General features: G+C 67.7%; 17 protein-coding genes. 11 read left to right on the top strand and 6 right to left on the bottom strand.

All coding sequences use genetic code 11. From position 1 onward, the window contains the following. Positions 1-27: 27 nt before the first annotated feature. On the top strand, positions 28-1,863 hold the full coding sequence (locus tag ACLJOO_RS07950) for an ABC transporter permease (RefSeq protein WP_410786183.1): 1,836 nt from the start codon (positions 28-30) through the stop codon (positions 1,861-1,863). Here ACLJOO_RS07950 and ACLJOO_RS07945 read toward each other — a convergent pair. Beyond that, the gene (locus tag ACLJOO_RS07945) at positions 1,860-3,074 is read right to left on the bottom strand and encodes an MFS transporter (protein ID WP_410786181.1); all 1,215 of its coding nucleotides are present in this window, start codon (positions 3,072-3,074) and stop codon (positions 1,860-1,862) included. The genes ACLJOO_RS07950 and ACLJOO_RS07945 overlap by 4 nt on opposite strands. Then, a complete protein-coding gene (locus tag ACLJOO_RS07940) occupies positions 3,071-3,514 on the bottom strand; it encodes a MarR family winged helix-turn-helix transcriptional regulator (protein ID WP_410786180.1) in 444 nt (147 codons plus the stop codon). The genes ACLJOO_RS07945 and ACLJOO_RS07940 overlap by 4 nt, the downstream gene beginning before the upstream one ends. A gap of 188 nt (positions 3,515-3,702) precedes the next feature. Here ACLJOO_RS07940 and ACLJOO_RS07935 point away from each other — a divergent pair, with 188 nt between their 5' ends. Continuing rightward, on the top strand, positions 3,703-4,650 hold the full coding sequence (locus ACLJOO_RS07935; RefSeq protein ID WP_410786179.1) for a hypothetical protein: 948 nt from the start codon (positions 3,703-3,705) through the stop codon (positions 4,648-4,650). 53 nt (positions 4,651-4,703) lie between these two features. Here the strand turns inward: ACLJOO_RS07935 and ACLJOO_RS07930 are convergent, their stop codons facing one another. Continuing rightward, positions 4,704-5,246: a hypothetical protein gene (locus ACLJOO_RS07930; protein ID WP_410786178.1), complete on the bottom strand. Its 543-nt coding sequence runs from the start codon at positions 5,244-5,246 to the stop codon at positions 4,704-4,706. Between the two features lie 64 nt (positions 5,247-5,310). Between ACLJOO_RS07930 and ACLJOO_RS07925 the strand changes: the two genes are divergently transcribed. Then, positions 5,311-5,775, top strand: a complete 465-nt coding sequence (locus tag ACLJOO_RS07925; RefSeq protein WP_410786177.1) for a methyltransferase family protein — start codon at positions 5,311-5,313, stop codon at positions 5,773-5,775. Here the strand turns inward: ACLJOO_RS07925 and ACLJOO_RS07920 are convergent. After that, positions 5,756-7,369, bottom strand: a complete 1,614-nt coding sequence (locus ACLJOO_RS07920; protein WP_410786176.1) for a GMC oxidoreductase — start codon at positions 7,367-7,369, stop codon at positions 5,756-5,758. The two genes, ACLJOO_RS07925 and ACLJOO_RS07920, sit on opposite strands and share 20 nt — an antisense overlap. A 78-nt stretch (positions 7,370-7,447) precedes the next feature. Between ACLJOO_RS07920 and ACLJOO_RS07915 the strand changes: the two genes are divergently transcribed. The 4 genes from ACLJOO_RS07915 (at position 7,448) to ACLJOO_RS07900 (ending at position 11,025) form a co-directional block, all read left to right on the top strand. After that, positions 7,448-8,446 carry an aldo/keto reductase gene (locus ACLJOO_RS07915; RefSeq protein ID WP_410786175.1) on the top strand — a complete coding sequence of 333 codons (999 nt, stop codon included), beginning with the start codon at positions 7,448-7,450 and terminating at the stop codon, positions 8,444-8,446. Positions 8,447-8,525: 79 nt separating this feature from the next. After that, complete coding sequence (locus ACLJOO_RS07910; RefSeq protein WP_410786174.1) at positions 8,526-9,152, top strand: TetR family transcriptional regulator; 627 nt, start codon at positions 8,526-8,528, stop codon at positions 9,150-9,152. Between the two features lie 89 nt (positions 9,153-9,241). Then, positions 9,242-10,729, top strand: coding sequence for an MFS transporter (locus ACLJOO_RS07905; protein ID WP_410786172.1), 1,488 nt, complete (start codon positions 9,242-9,244; stop codon positions 10,727-10,729). Further along, on the top strand, positions 10,726-11,025 hold the full coding sequence (locus ACLJOO_RS07900; protein ID WP_410786171.1) for an MTH1187 family thiamine-binding protein: 300 nt from the start codon (positions 10,726-10,728) through the stop codon (positions 11,023-11,025). Before ACLJOO_RS07905 ends, ACLJOO_RS07900 begins: the two co-directional genes overlap by 4 nt. Here the strand turns inward: ACLJOO_RS07900 and ACLJOO_RS07895 are convergent. Next, positions 11,014-11,754, bottom strand: a complete 741-nt coding sequence (locus tag ACLJOO_RS07895; protein WP_410786170.1) for an SDR family oxidoreductase — start codon at positions 11,752-11,754, stop codon at positions 11,014-11,016. The two genes, ACLJOO_RS07900 and ACLJOO_RS07895, sit on opposite strands and share 12 nt — an antisense overlap. A 99-nt stretch (positions 11,755-11,853) precedes the next feature. On the opposite strand from ACLJOO_RS07895, the gene ACLJOO_RS07890 reads away from it, so the two are divergent. Continuing rightward, entirely contained in the window at positions 11,854-12,699 is an 846-nt protein-coding gene (locus tag ACLJOO_RS07890) for a helix-turn-helix transcriptional regulator (protein ID WP_410786169.1), read from the top strand. On the opposite strand, the gene ACLJOO_RS07885 is transcribed toward ACLJOO_RS07890, so the two are convergent. Continuing rightward, positions 12,675-13,559 (bottom strand): bile acid:sodium symporter family protein, encoded by an 885-nt coding sequence (locus ACLJOO_RS07885; RefSeq protein ID WP_410786168.1) that lies wholly within the window; start codon positions 13,557-13,559, stop codon positions 12,675-12,677. The genes ACLJOO_RS07890 and ACLJOO_RS07885 overlap by 25 nt on opposite strands. Positions 13,560-13,723: 164 nt before the next feature. Here ACLJOO_RS07885 and ACLJOO_RS07880 point away from each other — a divergent pair, with 164 nt between their 5' ends. The 3 genes from ACLJOO_RS07880 to ACLJOO_RS07870 all read left to right on the top strand — a co-directional run bounded on the left by ACLJOO_RS07880 (position 13,724) and on the right by ACLJOO_RS07870 (position 16,946). Beyond that, entirely contained in the window at positions 13,724-14,989 is a 1,266-nt protein-coding gene (locus tag ACLJOO_RS07880) for a ThuA domain-containing protein (RefSeq protein ID WP_410786167.1), read from the top strand. A gap of 10 nt (positions 14,990-14,999) precedes the next feature. Next, positions 15,000-16,070, top strand: coding sequence for a WD40/YVTN/BNR-like repeat-containing protein (locus ACLJOO_RS07875; protein ID WP_410786166.1), 1,071 nt, complete (start codon positions 15,000-15,002; stop codon positions 16,068-16,070). A 63-nt stretch (positions 16,071-16,133) separates the two neighbouring features. Continuing rightward, positions 16,134-16,946 carry an endonuclease/exonuclease/phosphatase family protein gene (locus tag ACLJOO_RS07870; protein WP_410786165.1) on the top strand — a complete coding sequence of 271 codons (813 nt, stop codon included), beginning with the start codon at positions 16,134-16,136 and terminating at the stop codon, positions 16,944-16,946. Positions 16,947-17,033 lie beyond the last annotated feature (87 nt).

The raw sequence follows: 17,033 nt of genomic DNA, 5'->3' as shown, positions 1-17,033 counted from the left end.
TGCAGTCGCAGGCTGTTGGCTGAGTGCATGCTGAGGTTGTCTGTCGGGGCGCTGCGGACCAGGTGGCAACTGTTCGCCGGTGCGGTGGTTGCTGTTGCACTCGGGGTCGGGTTGGTGCAGTCCGGGTTACAGATGCTGGCCGCGACCGACATGCCGGTGTTGCCTGCGGGACTGTCGGCGTACGACCGGGCCAAGGTCCGGGAGGGGTACGTCGGGGCCGCGACGCTGCTCGGAATGTCGGTCATGCTGGCCGTTTTCCTGAGCGTGTTCATCGTCAGTACGACGTTCGGGTTCATGACGGTGCGGCGGCGGCGCGAGTTCGGACTGCTTCGGCTGGTCGGCGCGCAGCGGGGTTACCTGTGCTTGATGGTCGTGACGGAGGCCGGTCTGCTCGGGATGGTCGGCAGTGTGGTCGGGTTGCCGTTGGGGGTGCTGGCGACCTGGGCGCAGTCGTGGTTGCTCGTCCGGTTGGGGATGCTGCCCGAGTGGTTCGAGGCGCCGTGGGATCAGGGCGCGGTGTGGGCGGCGATGATCGTCGGCGTGAGTACGGCGTTGGCCGGCGTACTCGCCGCGGCCTGGCGGGCGTCGCGGGTCAATGCGCTCGAGGCGATCGTCGAGGGGCAGGCGGCGCGGCGGGTGATGACGGGGTGGCGGTGGTTCTGGGGACTGTCGGCGGCGTTCGGCACGGTGCTGCTGGTGATCGTGGCGCAGGCGGCGCGGGACCTCGTGGCCGGGCTGATGATCGGGTTGGTCGTGATGATCAGCGGGTCCGTGGCGTTGAGCCAGTTGAGTCCCGTCGTCGTACCGCTGGTCGGCCGGCTGCCCGCGATCGTTGTTCGGGGCAACTTGATCGCGGATCTCGCCCGGGCCGGCGTGCTGCATGCGGTACGTAGGAGCGCGGCGACCGCGGCGCCGTTGATCGTGCTGGTCGGGCTGGTCATCGGGCTGTGGGGCACGTTCGGGTCGCTGGCGAAAGCGGTCGGGGTCGAGCAGAAACAGTTGATCACGGCGGATGTCGTAGTCGATCACGTCGTCCGGCCCGGGCCGGGGATCGTGGCGGCCTCGGCGCAGACCGCCGTACCGATCGCGGTGACGCGGGGACGGAAAACGCTGTACTCCGAGGCGATCGGGATCGATCCGGTGGCGTACCAGCAGACCCACAAGCTGCGGCCGCGGAAAGGATCGCTGGATCGGCTGACCGGGCGGACGATCGCGATCGGACCGGGAATGGCGGCCGAGGGGTACAAGCTCGGATCGACTCTCAAGGTTGCACTGGGCAACAGATCAATCGCCGTGAAGGTCGTCGCGATCATGCCCGAGACGCTCGACGTGAGCGAGAACTTCTTCGTTCCGAGGAGTCTGCTGCCGGCCGGTGGGCGGACCGAGACGCTGGTGAAGCTGGCGCCTGGTGCGACGCTGGACGGTCAGACCGTCGAGCAGTGGGCGGAGGCGCGTGGTGAGGCGCAGCAGCGCAGCAATTCGGGACTGTTCGCCGCGCTGCTTGGATTGGCCGGGATCTTCACCGCGGTCGCGGTTGTCAACGCAGTCGTGATGTCGACGGCTGACCGGCGGCAGGAGTTCAACTTGTCACGGTTGGCCGGGCTGACGCGGGCGCAGGTCGTCATGGTCGCGCTCGTGGAGTCCGGGACCGTGGTGGTGGTCGGCGTACTGCTGGGATCGCTGGTCGCCGCGGCAGCCCTCGCCGGGGTCGCAGCGGGGCCTTACGGCCTTGCTGCGTTGGCGATTCCGTGGCGGCTGCTCGGACTGATCTTCGCCTCGGCGCTGGTGGTCGTCGGGGCCGCGGCGGCGCTAACTGCCGGTCGCGCGTCTCACCGGCTCACGTCCAGAGGGCCGGTCGCCTAAGCGTCGGCTGTGGTGAGGGCTTCGGCTTCGGACTCGGAGTGGGTGGTGGGGACGCGGAGGTGGGAGAGGGGCTTCCAACCGCTGGCGAGGACGCCGACCGCGAGGAGGACGGCGACGGCGCCGACGTAGAACGGGAGCTGGATGTTGAACTCCTCGCCGAGCTTGCCGGCCAGCCATGGTGCGACCGCGCCGCCGGAGAAGCGGACGAAGGAGTACGCCGCGGACGCCGTACCGCGTTCGACCGGAGCAGCCGCCATCACGGCCTCGGTGATCAGCGTGTTGTTGATGCCCAGGAACAGGCCGGCCACGATGACGCCGGCCGCGAGCACGGGCTTGTGGTGCGCGTAGACACCCATCACCGCGAGGTCCGCGCCGAACAGCAGCAGCACGGTCATCGCCACCGGGAGGGTGCCGAACCGCCGCTGCAGCCGCGGCGCCACGAACACCGAGGTGAACGCGAGACAGATACCCCAGCCGAAGAAGATCAGCCCGATCTCCCGCGCCGACATCGCCAGCGGGAACGGGGTGAACGCGAGCAGCGTGAAGAACCCGAAGTTGTACAGCAACGCGGTGACCGCCACGGTCGCGAGCGACCGGTGCCGTAGTGCCTTCAACGGCTCGAGGACCGACGTACGGCGTGCTTCCGGCGGCGATGCGGGCAGCAGGAACGCGGTGGCGGCGAGGGCGATCGTCATCAGGACGGCGACGCCGAAGAACGGGCCGCGCCAGGAGATCGTGCCGAGTTCGCCGCCGACCAGCGGGCCGGCCGCGATGCCGACGCCCAGGGCGGCTTCGTAGAGGATGATCGCCTCGGCGACCGAACCCGCGGCCGAGTTCACGATCGTGGCGAGCGCGGTCGCGATGAACAGCGCGTTGCCCAGGCCCCAGCCGGCCCGGAAGGCGACGATCATGCCGATGCTGTTGGACAGGCCGGCCAGCGCGCTGAACACGACGATGATGGCCAGGCCGATCAGCAGGGTGCGCTTGGCGCCGATCCGGCTGGAGACCGCGCCGGTGATCAGCATCGCGACACCGATGACCGCCATGTAGCTGGTGAACAGCAGCGACACCTGGGACGGGCTCGCGTGCAGTTGTTCGGCGATCGGCTTGAGGATCGGATCCACCAGGCCGATGCCCATGAAGGCGATCACGCAGGCGAACGCGACCGCCCAAACGGATTTGGGCTGCTTCAGAAACGACGACTTACTCACCGGGGCGTGTCCTCCAAAGGCTCGAGGGTGAGGAGTTTGTGGATGATGTGGGCGGCGGCCTCCAAGGTGGAGAGGTCGGACGCGGGGAGCTGACTCAGGTGCGCGGCCAAGGCGGCGCCGGCCTGGTGGCGGGCGCTGCGCAGCTCGGCGAGGCCTGCGTCGGTGAGGCTGATCAGGCTGGCGCGCGAGTCGGCGGGGTCCTGGGCGCGGCGCACCCAGCCCTGCTCCTCGAGGCGCTGCACCAGGTTGGACATGGTCGGCTGCGAACACCGATCGGCTTTCGCCAGCTCGCTGATCCGGGCCTGCCCGAGCTCGTCCAGTCGCCCCAGCACGCGCATCGCGGCGTGCGGCAGCGTGTTCACGTTCCGGGTCGCCAGCCGCGCCAACCGCGTCGACGCGACCACGATGTCTTCTCCGAGACCGGTCAGATCAGTTGCCATCACACGCACCAATATACATAGCAAAGCTATGCATCTTGCTCGAAAGTGAAGCAGATCACCGAATCTGTAACGGCCGGGCGTCCGCCAACGATGTGCACATTGCTGCCCGGCCCGGCCACTCGTTGGCGGGCTCGGCGATGATCAGCGCGCACTCGAACTCTTCGAGACGCTTCCAGAGGGGAACTCGTATGAAACTGCAGCGCCTTGCGCTTGCACTGGCCGGCACGGGCCTGCTCGCCGCCGCAGCTGCTTCCGCCCCGGCTTCCGCACAGCCGAGCCCGAAGCCGCACTCTTTTGCCAAGTCCATGACCCCGAACACGATCAAGTCGGCCGCCGCCGACGAGCCGTGTGTCAGCGACGTCATGGCGCCGGACGCGGCGGGCAACTCTCAGGAGATCCTGAGCATGCCGGGGCGGCCCATCCAGTCCGCCTCGGACACGCCGTTCAAGTTCGTCGGCACCCGCGCGGACTCGACCTGGTACGGCGCCGTGAACGCCTCTGGCACCCAGGTTTACTACTACGGCCTGCTGCTGCAGGGCGGGAACCTGTACCGGCACACGACGTACCTGCGTGAGAGCGGCACCTGGGTTCCGACGTTCAAGAAGGTCGGACCCGGCTGGACGAGCTTCAAGTCGATCGCCACCTCGAACTACAGCGTCGGTTCCCCGAAGCACGCGTACCTGTACGGCCTGAACACCAACGGCAGCCTGTACCGGTACCAGATGGTCGGCACCGGCTTCCGTGGGCTCGGCCCGATCCCGGGCTTCCGTGGCTTCAAGGCGATGACGGTGATCAGCGAGACCGCGACGTACGACACGCTGCTGATGACCACGAACGCCGGCGCGCTGTGGACCGCCCACATCCCGGTCGCGGCCGGGGCCAAGCCGGTGATGAAGCTGATCCGCTCCTCGGGCTGGTCGGCCTACGAGTCCCTGGTCGTCCAGGGCTGCGGCAGCCGCGGCGGTTCGCTGATCGTTGCCGTCGACCACGACACGGACTCCGGCTACCAGTACGCCATGAGCAAGGCGAATGGTTCCGCTACCGCGATCACGTCGTACGGCAAGATCCCCGAGGTCTACGGCGGTGTGAGCCACGTGTCGGTCACCACCCACTACGACCAGCTGGTCGGCGAGTAACTCTCTCCACGACAAAGCCCAGGACGCCATCGGTGTCCTGGGCTTTGTCACGTTCAGCCGGTGATCGGGTTGCCTTCTGCGGTGCGGAACGCGGCGAGTGGGATCGGGCCGCGGTGCAGGATGTGGGGGATGTCGGCCCAGGGGTAGAGGGGCTCGGTGGCGTTGAGGTTGCGGAGGCGGTGCAGGGCGCGTTCGGAGGGTGTGGAGAGGGCGGCGGCCGCTTCGGGGGTGTAGGGAATGAAGTCCTCGGCCGGTTGCGGGCGGAGTTCGGGGTCGTGGCGTTTGAGCAGGATGCAGGTTTTCGCCGGGTCGAGGAGGTCGGCGTCGAGGGTCCAGTAGTTGATCACGGCCGGGCCGATCCGTCCGGACTCGTGCAGTGCCTCGAAGATCGGGGCCGGGTGGACGGGTGACAGGAAGACCACGTCGGCCCAGGTGCAGTCCAGCGGATACACCGGAGCGCTCACGCGGTGCGGGCGATCCGCGTATTTCTTGAAGTGGCGCTCGTAGAGGTCGGGGTAGTGCACACGGAGCTGGTTGAGCGGCAGGATGTCGTCACCACGGACGTCGCCGGCAGCTTTGTAGAGAAGAGTCGTCATACACAAAAGCCTCCGAACACGAGAACCGTGCCGGAGGCTGCCTATTAATTCTACAGGAATCCCCATGGTCAAAGCCATCCTCGGAAGCGCAGCATTCTTCTTCGCCGCGCCCTGCGTGGTCGCCGGCGTGCTCCCGTGGTGGGTCAGCGGCTGGGCCGCGCCACGGTTCTGGCCGGGCTTCGTGATCGTGGCGGCTGGAGCGTTCGTCGTACTGCGTGCCTTCGTCCGGTTCGTCCGCGAAGGACGCGGTACGCCGGCGCCGGTCGCACCGACCGAGGGGCTTGTGGTCGGCGGCGACTACCGCTTCGTGCGGAATCCGATGTACGTCGGCGTGGTCGCAGCGATCTTCGGGCAGGCACTCGTTTTCCTCGACTGGCGAGTGCTCGGGTACGGCGTGATCGCGTGGGCCGTGATGGCGTCGTTCGTGCGCTGGTACGAGGAGCCGGTGTTGCGGGAGCGGTACGGCCGGCAGTACGAGGAGTACTGCCGGGCCGTGCCGGCGTGGATTCCTAGGCTTTCACGTCGGTAGCGAGGAGGCGGGCGACGTTGCGTTCGGCCAGTGCGGTGATGGTGACGAACGGGTTGACGCCGAGCGAGCCGGGGATGAGTGAGCCGTCGGTGACGTAGAGGTTGGGATGGCCAACGACTCGCCCGTACGTGTCAGTGGCCTCGCCGAGGAGACAACCGCCCAGCGGGTGGTAGCAGAAATCCGCGGCAAACGGACGGTTTCCGGAGAACAGGTCGCGACGGTACGTCGTACCGACAGCCTTGTTGATCCGGTCGAAGAGCGCCTGGGCCGACCGGACGGACGGTGTGCTCTGGTCGGCGGACCAGTGCAGGTCGGCGCGGTCCGTGCTGTGGTTGTAGGTGAAATGGCCGCGCTCGGGATTGACGGTGATCGCCAGGTAAAGGCTCGCCCACGTCTCCAGTCCGACCGGTAGCGGAGCGATCTCGGCGAACGCCGGGTGCACCGGGTCGTTCCAGTTGTCGATCGCGAGTGTCGGAATCGTGGACTGCAACGAACCGGTCGGATCCCACAGGTGATTCGCCCGGGCGGTCATCACGTTTCCGTTTCCGCCCCAGCCGTTTCCGATCGCGGCGGGCAGGTCCGGCAGCGTTCCGGTTTCCCTTGCTCGCAGCAACAATTCCGTCGTGCCGACGCTCCCGGCGCCGAGGAACAGGTACCGACAGGCGAGCTCACTGCGCTTCAGCACCTTCCCGGCCGGATCGATCTGCTCGAGCCCGACGAGATAGCCGTTGCCCTGCCGGTGGATCGTCGTCACCCGGGTGAGGGTCCGGATCGTCACGTTCCCCGTTCCGACCGCGTCGGCGAGGTACGTCTTGTCCAGCGACTGTTTTCCGTGGTTGTTTCCGTAGATCACCTCACCGGCCAGCGCCGACCGCGGCACCGCCCGGCGTTCCTCCTTCTGCAGGTAGTCGAAGGAGTACACGTTCGGTACGACGGCAGTCCGGAAACCGGCCTGATGCGCGTGTTTCCGCGACACCCGCGCGTACTGGTACACCGGCGTCCCCTCCAGGTACCGCGGGTCGATCGTGTTCACCCCGAGCATCCGGCGGGCGAGCGGGAAGTACCGCCGGTACATCGCGTCCGCGTCGACCTGCGGCAGCACCTTCTCGAAGTACGCGCGCTGCGGCGTCGGCGCCATCCCGCCGTTCACCAACGAACCGCCACCGACCCCGCGGCCGACGTACACACCCATGTTCGGGTAGTCGATCCGGTCCAGCACCCCGGCGTACGGCGTGCCGAGGTCGCGGTTCACGACGTCGAGCCAAAGGAACGTGTCGAGCGGCGCCTCAGTACGGCGGTGAAACCACATCGACCGGCGATCCGGGTTCAAGGTCGAACAGAACACCTTCCCGTCCGGGCCGGGGGTGTTCCACTGCTGACCCATCTCGATCATCGTGGTGCGGATCCCAGCCTCTCCGAGCCGGAGCGCGGTGACGGCCGCGCCGTACCCGGTGCCGACGACCAGGGCCGGCGTGTACGGCGTCGCGTGCGCCGGGCCGATCCGGGTGAGGTCGGTCGCGGCGGCGGCGGTGAGGGCGGTCAGGCCGGCGAACCGGCGGCGAGTCATTGCGGACGGGGCGGTCTCGTAAGTCACCTGACGCACCGTAGTCGACCGATTACCTCGCCGCAGCCGACTCGGCATGTCGGCCTGTCCGGCGGATAGTTTTACGGCATGGACAAGCGTTTTCTGGGACGGACCGGGCTGGAAGTCAGTGAACTGTGCCTCGGCACGATGACGTTCGGGCCCGGGACCGACGAACCGACTGCTCATCGCATCCTGGATGAGTTCGTGGCCGCGGGCGGCACGTTCGTCGACACCGCCGACACCTACTCCGGCGGGGTTTCCGAGGAGATCATCGGCAGTTGGCTGAAGAACCAGAACCGCGACGACCTGGTGATCGCGACCAAGGTGTACGGCGAGGCCGGGCCCGGACTGCCGGTCCGCGGCGCCGGCCGCAAGCACATCCTGGCCGGAGTCGAAGCCAGTCTGCGGCGCCTGCAGACCGACTTCATCGACCTCTATCAAATCCACGTCTTCGACGACGCGACGCCACTGGAAGAGACACTGACGACGCTCGATGCGCTGGTGGCCAGCGGAAAGGTTCGCTTCATCGGCGCCAGCAACCTCACCGGCTGGCAGCTACAGAAGGCGATCGACCTCTCGAACCACCGCGGTCTGGAGCCGTATGTCAGCTTGCAGCCGCTCTACAACCTGCTCGACCGCGATGCCGAGCACGACCTGATCCCGGTCGCGCAGAACGAAGGCGTCGGTGTCATCGCCTGGAGTCCGCTCGCGGGCGGCTGGCTGTCCGGGAAGTACAGCAAGGACGCGGGTGGTCCGCCGGCCGGCAGCCGGAGCAATCAGGCGGATTGGGACGCGCACGACAACGACCGCACCTGGCGAGTGCTCGACGTACTGCGTGCTGTGGCCGAGGAGGTCGGGAAGACGCCGGCTCAGGTCGCGCTGCGGTGGGTGGTGCAGCGGCCCGGGCTGACCGCGCCGATCATCGGGGCGCGGACGCCGGAGCAGCTCGCCGACAACCTCGGTGCCACCGGCTGGGCGCTCACCGACGACCAGATGATCCGGCTCACCGAGGCCGGGGACGGCCCGTTGCCCTACCCGCACAACATCCTGGCGATGCCGCAGTTCGTCCGTCGGCCCGGGCGGTAGCTGCCCTTTCGTGCAGAGGGTGCAAAATTGCACGGATAATAGTTTGCAGTGACTGCAAGAATCTGCCTACGCTGCTGCGGTGAGGCAGGTTGAGGGTGGGTTGCGGGAACGCAAGAAACTGCAGACGCGGGCGGCGCTGGCCGACGCGGCGTTGCGGCTGGCGCTGGAGAAGGGGCCCGACCACGTCACGGTCGAGGAGATCGCCGAGGCGGCCGACGTCTCGGTGCGGACCTTCTTCAACTACTTCCCGCACAAGGAACACGCGATCCTCGCGCGCAACCCCGAGCACCTCGAGCGGGCGCTCGAGCGGATGCGGACGGCGCCGCCCGAGGAGTCGCCGCTGACCACGATGTGGGTCATCGTGCACGACGTACTGCGGGAGCTGGAGAGCGACGGCCACCTGTCGCGCCGCGGCGAGCTGATCATGAGCTCGCCGAGCCTGCTGTACCAGCTGATGCTGTCGAGCCTCGACGACGAGCGGCAGCTGACCGCCGCCCTCTCCGAACGGATGGGCGTACCGGCCGGATCGGTCCGGCCGGCGCTGATCGTCAGCACGGCAGGCGCCGCCTGCCGGGTGGTGATGGAGCTGCACAAGACCGCGCCCGAACGGCCGATCCCCGACCTGCTCGACGAAGCCTTCCATTTACTTGCCCAAGGCATCGATACCGCCTTCGGGCCGGACCACCAGACGAAAGGCACCTCATGACGACGACCTCGTCACCCACTCCGGAACCCGTGGGTGAGGTCACCGCTACCGATACAGCGACACTGACCCCCCGCCAGACCATCCAGGCCATGTCCGGCCTGATGATGGGCCTGTTCGTGGCGATCCTGGCCGGCACCGTGGTGAGCACCGCGCTGCCGCGTATCATTCACGACCTGGGGGCGAGCCAGTCGTCGTACACCTGGGTCGTCACGCTCGAGCTGCTGACGATGACGGCCACCGTGCCGCTGTGGGGCAAGCTCGCCGACCTCTACAACAACAAGCTGCTGATCCAGCTGTCGCTGAGCTTCTTCGTGGTCGGCTCGCTCGTCGCCGGTTTCGCGCCGAACATCGAGGTGCTGCTCGGGAGCCGGGTGCTCCAGGGCCTCGGCGGCGGCGGTCTGACCGCGCTCGTGCAGATCGTGATGGCGGCGATCATCCCGCCGCGCGAGCTCGGCCGGTACTCCGGTGTCTTCGGCGCGATCTTCGCGTCGGCGACCGTCGGCGGCCCGCTGCTCGGCGGCTTCCTGGTCGACTCGCCGCTCGGCTGGCGGGCCTGCTTCCTGATCGGCGTACCGTTCGTGATCGCGGCGATGATCCTGCTGCAGCGCACGCTGAACCTGCCGACCGTCCGTCGCGAGGTGAAGATCGACTGGTGGGGCGCGGTCCTGATCATGGGCGGCGTGAGCACGCTGCTGGTCTGGTCCTCGTTCGCCGGCAACAAGTTCGAGTGGGTCTCCGGCTGGAGCTTCGCGCTGGTCGCGGTCGCCCTGGCCGCGCTGGTCGCCGCGGTACTGGTCGAGCGCCGGCACCCCGAGCCGATCATCCCGATGGACCTGTTCCGCAACCGCACGGTGACGCTGTCGATCATCGCCAGCGCGCTGGTCGGCGTCGCGATGTTCGGCGGCTCGGTGTTCCTGGCGCAGTTCTTCCAGATCGCGCAGGGCTACACGCCGACCAAGGCCGGCCTGATGAGCCTGCCGCTGATCCTCGGCATGATGGTCGCGTCCACGATCGCGGGCGGGCTGATCACGAAGTACGGCCGCTGGAAGATCTATCTGGTCGTCGGCAGCGTCCTGCTGCCGATCGGGCTGGCGCTGTTCGGCACGATCGACGCGCACACCTCGAAGTACCTGCTGTGGAGCTTCATGGTCGTCCTCGGCGTCGGCATCGGCCTGGTGATGCAGAACCTGGTCCTCGCCGCGCAGAACGACGTACCGGCCCGGGAGCTGGGGGCGGCGACGTCCGCGGTCAGCTTCTTCCGGAGCATGGGCGGCACGATCGGCGTCAGCGTGCTGGGCGCGATCCTGGCGAACAACGTCGCCGAGACGCTGAACCCGGGCGGCGCGTCGTCCGGCGGCGGCAACGCGGTGCCGAACATCGCGGAGCTGCCTCCGGAGGTGCGGACGATCGTCGAGAACGCGTACGGCGCGGCGACCGCGGACCTGTTCATGATGTCGGTCCCGTTCGCGGTCCTCGCCCTGATCGCCGTCCTCTTCATCAAGGAGAAGCCCCTCCTCACCACCTCCGGCGCCGAGCGTCGCGCCGAAGAAGCGGAGCCTGACAAACTGGATGCATGATCGTCGCATTCAGCATCAGCCCGTCGGCCGGTGACGAGACCGGCGGCGTGAGCGAAGCGGTGGCCGAGGCCGTCCGCGTCGTCCGCGCCTCCGGTCTTCCCAACGAGACCAACGCGATGTTCACCAACCTCGAGGGCGAGTGGGACGAGGTGATGGCCGTCGTGAAACAGGCCGTGGAGGCCGTCGCCGCCGTCTCGCCCCGGGTCAGCCTCGTCCTGAAGGCCGACATCCGCCCCGGCTACACCGGCCAGCTCGCCGCTAAGGTCGAGCGCATCGAGCAGGCGTTAGTGGACTGAGTTCAGGACGCCGATCACGTCGTCGTAGCGGTTCTCGCGTTCGGCGTGGCGGAGGAAGTGGACTCGGTCGACGAGGATCTCGGCGGCGTCCGGCTGCTGCTGGAGGATGGTCACCGTCTCGTCGAGGTACTCGTCCAGCGGCATCGCGCGCTCGTCGTTCTCCTGGTTCATCAGCGTGGTCTGGACGGCGGGCGGGACGACCTCGATCACCTGGATCCCGGTGTCCGCGAGCTGGATCCGCAGGCTCTGCGTGTAGCTGTGGATCGCGGCCTTCGTCGCGCTGTACGTCGGCGTGATCGTCAACGGCACCGACGCGAGGCCGGAGGAGACCGTGAGGATCGCCGGATCGCGCTGCTTCAGCAGGTACGGCGTGAACGTGGCGACCGTGCGGATCGTGCCGAGCAGGTTGATCTCGATGGTCTGCTCCGCGGTGGCGACGTGACCGGGATCGCGAAGGTCCTCGACCTGCATGATGCCGGCCATCGTGACCAGCACGTTGACGTCGTGGGTGCTGGTCACCTGCTCGAACGCGGCCGCGATCGAGGCCGGGTCGGCGACGTCCAGGACGACGCCTTCGATGCCGTCCTCGTCGGCGATCCGGTCGAGCAGGTCCTTGCGGCGCCCGCTGATGATCACCGTGTTGCCGAGGTCGCGGAAGCGGCGGGCGAGTTCGAGGCCGATACCCGACGTACCGCCGGTCATGAAGATCGTGTTGCCTGTGGTTTTCATGTCTCCAGCGTGAGACCGGATGCCCCGGGCAACCAGGCTGCGCTCAGCCACTGCTCGGCAAGCAGTGGTTAACCGGCGCAGCCCGTGGACACTGGAGTCATGGAGTACTCCGACCTGTCCGACTTCCTGCGCAAACGCCGCGAGGCCCTGCAGCCCGAGGACGTCGGGATGCCGCGCGGCCGCCGACGCCGTACGCCGGGTCTGCGCCGTGAGGAGGTCGCGGCGCTCGCGTCGATGTCGGCCGACTACTACAGCCGGCTCGAGGGCGGCCGCGGACCGCAGCCGTCGGTCGACATGCTGGGCGCGATCGCCCGGGCGCTCCGGTTGACGCTCGAGGAGCGCGACCACCTGTTCCTGCTGGCCGGCCACGGTACGCCGCCGCGCACGACGCGGGCGTGCCACGTCGACCCCGGCATGCTGCGGATCCTGGACCGGCTGCACGACACCCCCGCGATGCTGCTCAACCGGTGCGGCGAGGTGCTCGCGCAGACGCCGGCGCACGTCGCGTTCGCCGGCGAGCTGACCAACTTCGAAGGCATGGAGCGCAGCGAGGTCTACCGCTGGTTCGCGCACCCGGAGTCGCGGGCCCTCTACGCGGAGCCTGAGCTGAGCACCCACAGCCGGTTGCAGGTCTCGATGCTGCGTACGGTCGCCACCATCGACGGCCCGAGGTCGTACGCCGCCTCGCTCGTGCGGGCGTTGCAGAAGCTGAGCCCCGAGTTCAACGCGATCTGGGACGCGCATGAGGTCGTGGCCGCGCACAGCCGGACCAAACGCTTCCGGCATCCGGTGGTCGGCGAGCTGGAGCTGTACTGCGAACTGATCGACAACCGCGACCAGCAGCAGACCCTGATCGTCTTCACCGCCACGCCGGGCAGCGAGAGCGCGGAGAAGCTGGAGTTGCTGGCTGTGCTGGGAAGTCAGACACTCGATCCGGCGCGCTGACCCGTCGTCCGACGGCTGAGGTAGAAGGCGAACGCGGCGGTCGGAAAGAACATCACGATGCCGTAGACCGCGACCGGGATCGACATCTCGCTGTTGCCGAGCAGCGCCGGGCTGAGCGCGATCGTGAGGGCGAGCGTGGCGTTGTGGATGCCGATCTCCATCGAGCAGGCGATCGACTGCCGCTCACCCAATCGGGCCAGCTTCGGTACGACGTACCCGAAGAACAGGCTGAGGACGTTCAGCAGTACGGCGACCGCGCCGACGGCGGCGATGTAGTCGAGGACGTTGGCGCGCTCGGTGTAGATCGCGGCGAAGATCACCAGGGCCAGGACGATGATCGAGCCGAGCTTGACCGGCCGCGTCATCCGCTCCGCGAACCCGGCCCGCCGGCTCCGCACCAGCATCCCGAGGGCCACCGGGACCAGCACGATCGCGAACACCTGCAGCATCTTCAGCGGCTGCAGGCCGATCTGGCCATCGCCGAGAAAGTGGGCGAGGGACAGGTTGACCACGATCGGCAACGTGACCACGGCGAGGACCGAGTTCACCGCGGTCAGCGAGACGTTGAGCGCGACGTCGCCGCCGGCCAGGTGACTGAACAGGTTCGCCGTGGTGCCGCCGGGGGAGGCGGCCAGCAGCATCATGCCGGCGGCGTGCGCGGGCTCCAGGTCGAACACCTTCACCAGCCCGAAGCAGATCACCGGCAGCAGGATCACCTGGGTCCCGAGCGCGACCAGGACGGCCTTGGGCATCCGGAGCACCCGGCTGAAGTCGGCGACCGTCAGGGTCAGGCCGAGGCCGAACATGATGATCGCGAGCGCGACCGGCAGCAGGACGGAGGTGAGCACGGAGTCGTTCATCGGCGGCTCCTTCGGACGTCGGTGGCTCAGGGTGACAGCGGCGCGGGGCGGCGGCAAGATCTCGAGCTCGGTTCCGGGACCGGTGGAGTCTTTACCGCCTTTAGATCATGGGTTAATTTAAGTTCTGAAATTTATAAAGCGTTCTTACGGAAAGGTCCGCCCCCATGCTTTCCGATCGATTTCGTTTGCCCGCATTGCTGCTCGCCCTCGTCCTCCTGGTCGGCTGCCTGACCGGCACCGCGGCGGCTCAGGTTCAAGCCACCTTCAAGGTTCTCGCGTTCTACAGCGGGACCTGGGACGCCGCCCACATCGACTTCGAGAAAGAAGCCAACCAGCGTTTCCCGGAGTTCGGTGCGCAGAACGGTTTCACCTACACGGCCACGAACAACTGGGACCAGCTCAACAACCTGACTGCCTCGCAGTACCAGGTGGTGATGTTCCTCGACGACTCGCCGCACACCGACGCCCAGCGCAACGGGTTCAAGAACTACATGGACAACGGCGGCGCATTCTTCGGCTTCCACGTCGCGGCGTACAACGACGCCAGTGGCGGCTGGCCGTGGTTCAACAACACGCTGCTCGGCACCGGGAGGTTCCAGTCCAACACCTGGGGTCCGACCGCGGTGACCTTGCGGACCGAGAACCGTTCGCACCCGGCCCTGGTGAACACCGGCGCGACGTTCCGGTCGTCGGTCAGTGAGTGGTACAGCTGGCAGAACGACCTGCGGAACAACCCCGACATCCAGATCCTGGCGTCGATCGACAACTCCAGCTTCCCGGTCGGCACCGACCCGAACCAGACCTGGTACAGCGGCTACTACCCGATCATCTGGACCAACAAGAGCTACAAGATGATCTACGCGAACTTCGGCCACAACGCGATGAACTACGAGACCAACACGCGGCTCTCGTCGACCTTCGACAGCCCGGCGCAGAACCAGTTCATGATGGACGCGCTGAAGTGGCTGGGCGGTGCCGGTACGACGCCGCCGGCCGAGCAGCCGTCGCCGACCACCTGGTACGCCGTCGCGAACAAGGCCAACGGGAAGTGCATCGACGCCCGCGCGGCCGGGACCGCGAACGGGACCGTGATCCAGCAGTACAGCTGCAACGGCACGCAGGCGCAGCAGTTCCAGTTCCAGCCGACGTCCGGCGGTTTCACCCGGGTCAACAACCGGAACGACGCGACGAAGGTGATCGACGTGACCGGTGTGTCCGCCGCGGACAACGCCGGCCTCCAGTTGTGGACGTACAGCAACGGAAACAACCAGCAGTGGCAGGCAGTTTCCGAAGGCAGTGGCTACTTCCACTTCGTCAGCCGCTTCAGCAACAAGTGCCTGACCGTCCCGAACGGCTCGGTCGCCGACAGCACCCAACTCGTCCAACTCGCCTGCAACGGAGGCACGGCTCAGTCCTTCAAGCTGACGTAGATTGCGGCGCATGAGAATCCTGCGTGTGGCCGCTTTGGCGGCAGGAGGTCTGTTGTTGATGGGTCAGGTCGTGCCCGCCCAGGCTCACGGCGGATCGTCGTACCGGTGGGAGCTGACGCCGACAGGGACCACGGCGCAGTTCCGTGGGCTCGCGGCGGTCAGCAAGGACGTCGCCTGGGTGGGCGGGACCGGCGGAACCGTGCTGCGGACGGTCGACGGCGGGAAGCACTGGCAGAACGTCAGTCCGGCCGGTGCGGAGGCGCTGCAGTTCCGCGATGTCGAGGCGTTCGACGCGCGGCGTGCGGTCGCGCTGACGATCGGGAACGGCGAGGACTCGCGGGTCTACCGGACCGCCGACGGCGGAAAAACCTGGTCGGAAACGTTCCGGAACACGGATGCGAACGCGTTCTACGACTGCATCGCCTTCAACGACGACAAGCACGGCCTGGCGCTGAGTGACCCGGTGGACGGAAAGTTCCGGATCGCGGCGACGTCCGACGGCGGAAAGTCCTGGAAAGTGCAGCCGACCGGCGGCATGCCGGCCGCGCTCGCCGGCGAGTTCGCGTTCGCGGCGAGCGGCACATGCCTGGTCGCCGGCCACGGTCGTACGGCGTGGTTCGCGACCGGTGGCGGCGATCGTCCGCGGGTGTTCCGGACCGTCGACGGCGGACGGCGCTGGACCGTCGCGGACTCTCCGATGGCGAGTGGAGAAGCGGCCGGAATCTTCAGCCTCGCGTTCCGGAACAGTTTGTTCGGTGTCGCGGTCGGCGGTGACTTCCTGAAGCCGACCGAGGCAGTGAAGGCCGCGTCGGTCACGTATGACGGTGGTCGCACGTGGAAGCTGGTGCCGGCCGACAAGGCGCCAAAGGGCTACCGGAGCGGCTCGCACTTCGTCCCGTGGTCGCCCACGACTGTTGTTGCGGTCGGTCCGTCCGGGAGCGACGTCAGCTTCGACGGCGGCCGCAGCTGGAAGCAGTTCTACGACGGAAGCTTCGACAGCGTCGAATGCGCCGGCCACGGCAGCCAAGCAGGCTGCTGGGCCTCCGGCGCCAAGGGCGCCGTCGGCCGCCTGGTGCACTGACGTTCAGACCGGCGACACTCGCTCGTTGTGCGGGTGTCGCCGGTTTTCCGGAAAGATGAGTGCATGCGTAAATTGCTGACCGTCCTCGTGGGGTTGCTGATGGTGGTTCCTACCGTTGCCGCGGCTCAGCCCGACGCGGGTCGTCCGGGCCGGCCGCTGACCGTCATGTCGTACAACATCCACCACGGCGCGGGGATCGACGGCGTGCTCGATCTCGAGCGGATCGCCGTCCTGATCGAGCAGTCCGGGGCGGACGTGATCGGCCTGCAGGAGGTCGACCGGCACTGGGCCGTGCGGAGCAACTGGGTGGACCAGCCGGCCTGGTTCGCCCAGCGGCTGAAGATGCATTACGCGTACGCCGCCAACCTCGACCTCCCGCCCGTGAATCCGGGGGAGCCGCGTCGCCAGTACGGGACCGCGATCCTCTCGAAGTACCCGATCCAGGACTTCAAGAACACGCTGCTGCCGCTCTACCCGACCGGTGAACAGCGCGGCCTGGCGGTGGCAAACCTCACAGTGCGCGGCGCCAAACTGCGCTTCGCGAACACGCACCTGACCAGCAACAACAACGCCGAGCGGCTGGAGCAGGCGCAGAAGGTGGTCGAGCTGCTCAGCGGATCGCGGACGCCGACACTGCTCGTCGGCGACCTCAACGCGACGCCGGAGAAGCCGGAGATCAAGACGCTGACCGCGGTGTACGACGACACCTGGACCGAGGTCGGCGTCGGTCCGGGCTACACGATCGAGGCGGACAACCCGACCAAACGCATCGATTTCCAGCTGCACAGCGCGGGCCTGCGCCCGACGGATGCCGCCGTACCGGTGACGCCGGCCTCGGACCACCTGCCGGTGGTCGCCTCGTTCGTCCTCAGCTGAATCACCGAGCGCTCCCACGCCCCTCCGGCTCCGGCCGGAGGGGCGTTTTCGTGCGCCGACCTGCGGCTTCGCGGAATTACAAGCTTG

It is taken from the genome of Kribbella sp. C-35, assembly GCF_046549195.1.
Lineage (GTDB): Bacteria > Actinomycetota > Actinomycetes > Propionibacteriales > Kribbellaceae > Kribbella.
The sequence above is the reverse complement of the archived record's forward strand: the minus strand, read 5'-3'. Positions and strand labels throughout refer to the sequence as shown.

Coding starts and splice junctions, on each gene's coding strand:
- ACLJOO_RS07950 (WP_410786183.1), top strand. CDS start 28: ATGCTGAGGTTGTCTGTCGGGGCGCTGCGGACCAGGTGGCAACTGTTC.
- ACLJOO_RS07940 (WP_410786180.1), bottom strand. CDS start 3,514: ATGGCAACTGATCTGACCGGTCTCGGAGAAGACATCGTGGTCGCGTCG.
- ACLJOO_RS07935 (WP_410786179.1), top strand. CDS start 3,703: ATGAAACTGCAGCGCCTTGCGCTTGCACTGGCCGGCACGGGCCTGCTC.
- ACLJOO_RS07930 (WP_410786178.1), bottom strand. CDS start 5,246: ATGACGACTCTTCTCTACAAAGCTGCCGGCGACGTCCGTGGTGACGAC.
- ACLJOO_RS07925 (WP_410786177.1), top strand. CDS start 5,311: ATGGTCAAAGCCATCCTCGGAAGCGCAGCATTCTTCTTCGCCGCGCCC.
- ACLJOO_RS07915 (WP_410786175.1), top strand. CDS start 7,448: ATGGACAAGCGTTTTCTGGGACGGACCGGGCTGGAAGTCAGTGAACTG.
- ACLJOO_RS07905 (WP_410786172.1), top strand. CDS start 9,242: ATGTCCGGCCTGATGATGGGCCTGTTCGTGGCGATCCTGGCCGGCACC.
- ACLJOO_RS07900 (WP_410786171.1), top strand. CDS start 10,726: ATGATCGTCGCATTCAGCATCAGCCCGTCGGCCGGTGACGAGACCGGC.
- ACLJOO_RS07895 (WP_410786170.1), bottom strand. CDS start 11,754: ATGAAAACCACAGGCAACACGATCTTCATGACCGGCGGTACGTCGGGT.
- ACLJOO_RS07890 (WP_410786169.1), top strand. CDS start 11,854: ATGGAGTACTCCGACCTGTCCGACTTCCTGCGCAAACGCCGCGAGGCC.
- ACLJOO_RS07885 (WP_410786168.1), bottom strand. CDS start 13,559: ATGAACGACTCCGTGCTCACCTCCGTCCTGCTGCCGGTCGCGCTCGCG.
- ACLJOO_RS07880 (WP_410786167.1), top strand. CDS start 13,724: ATGCTTTCCGATCGATTTCGTTTGCCCGCATTGCTGCTCGCCCTCGTC.
- ACLJOO_RS07875 (WP_410786166.1), top strand. CDS start 15,000: ATGAGAATCCTGCGTGTGGCCGCTTTGGCGGCAGGAGGTCTGTTGTTG.
- ACLJOO_RS07870 (WP_410786165.1), top strand. CDS start 16,134: ATGCGTAAATTGCTGACCGTCCTCGTGGGGTTGCTGATGGTGGTTCCT.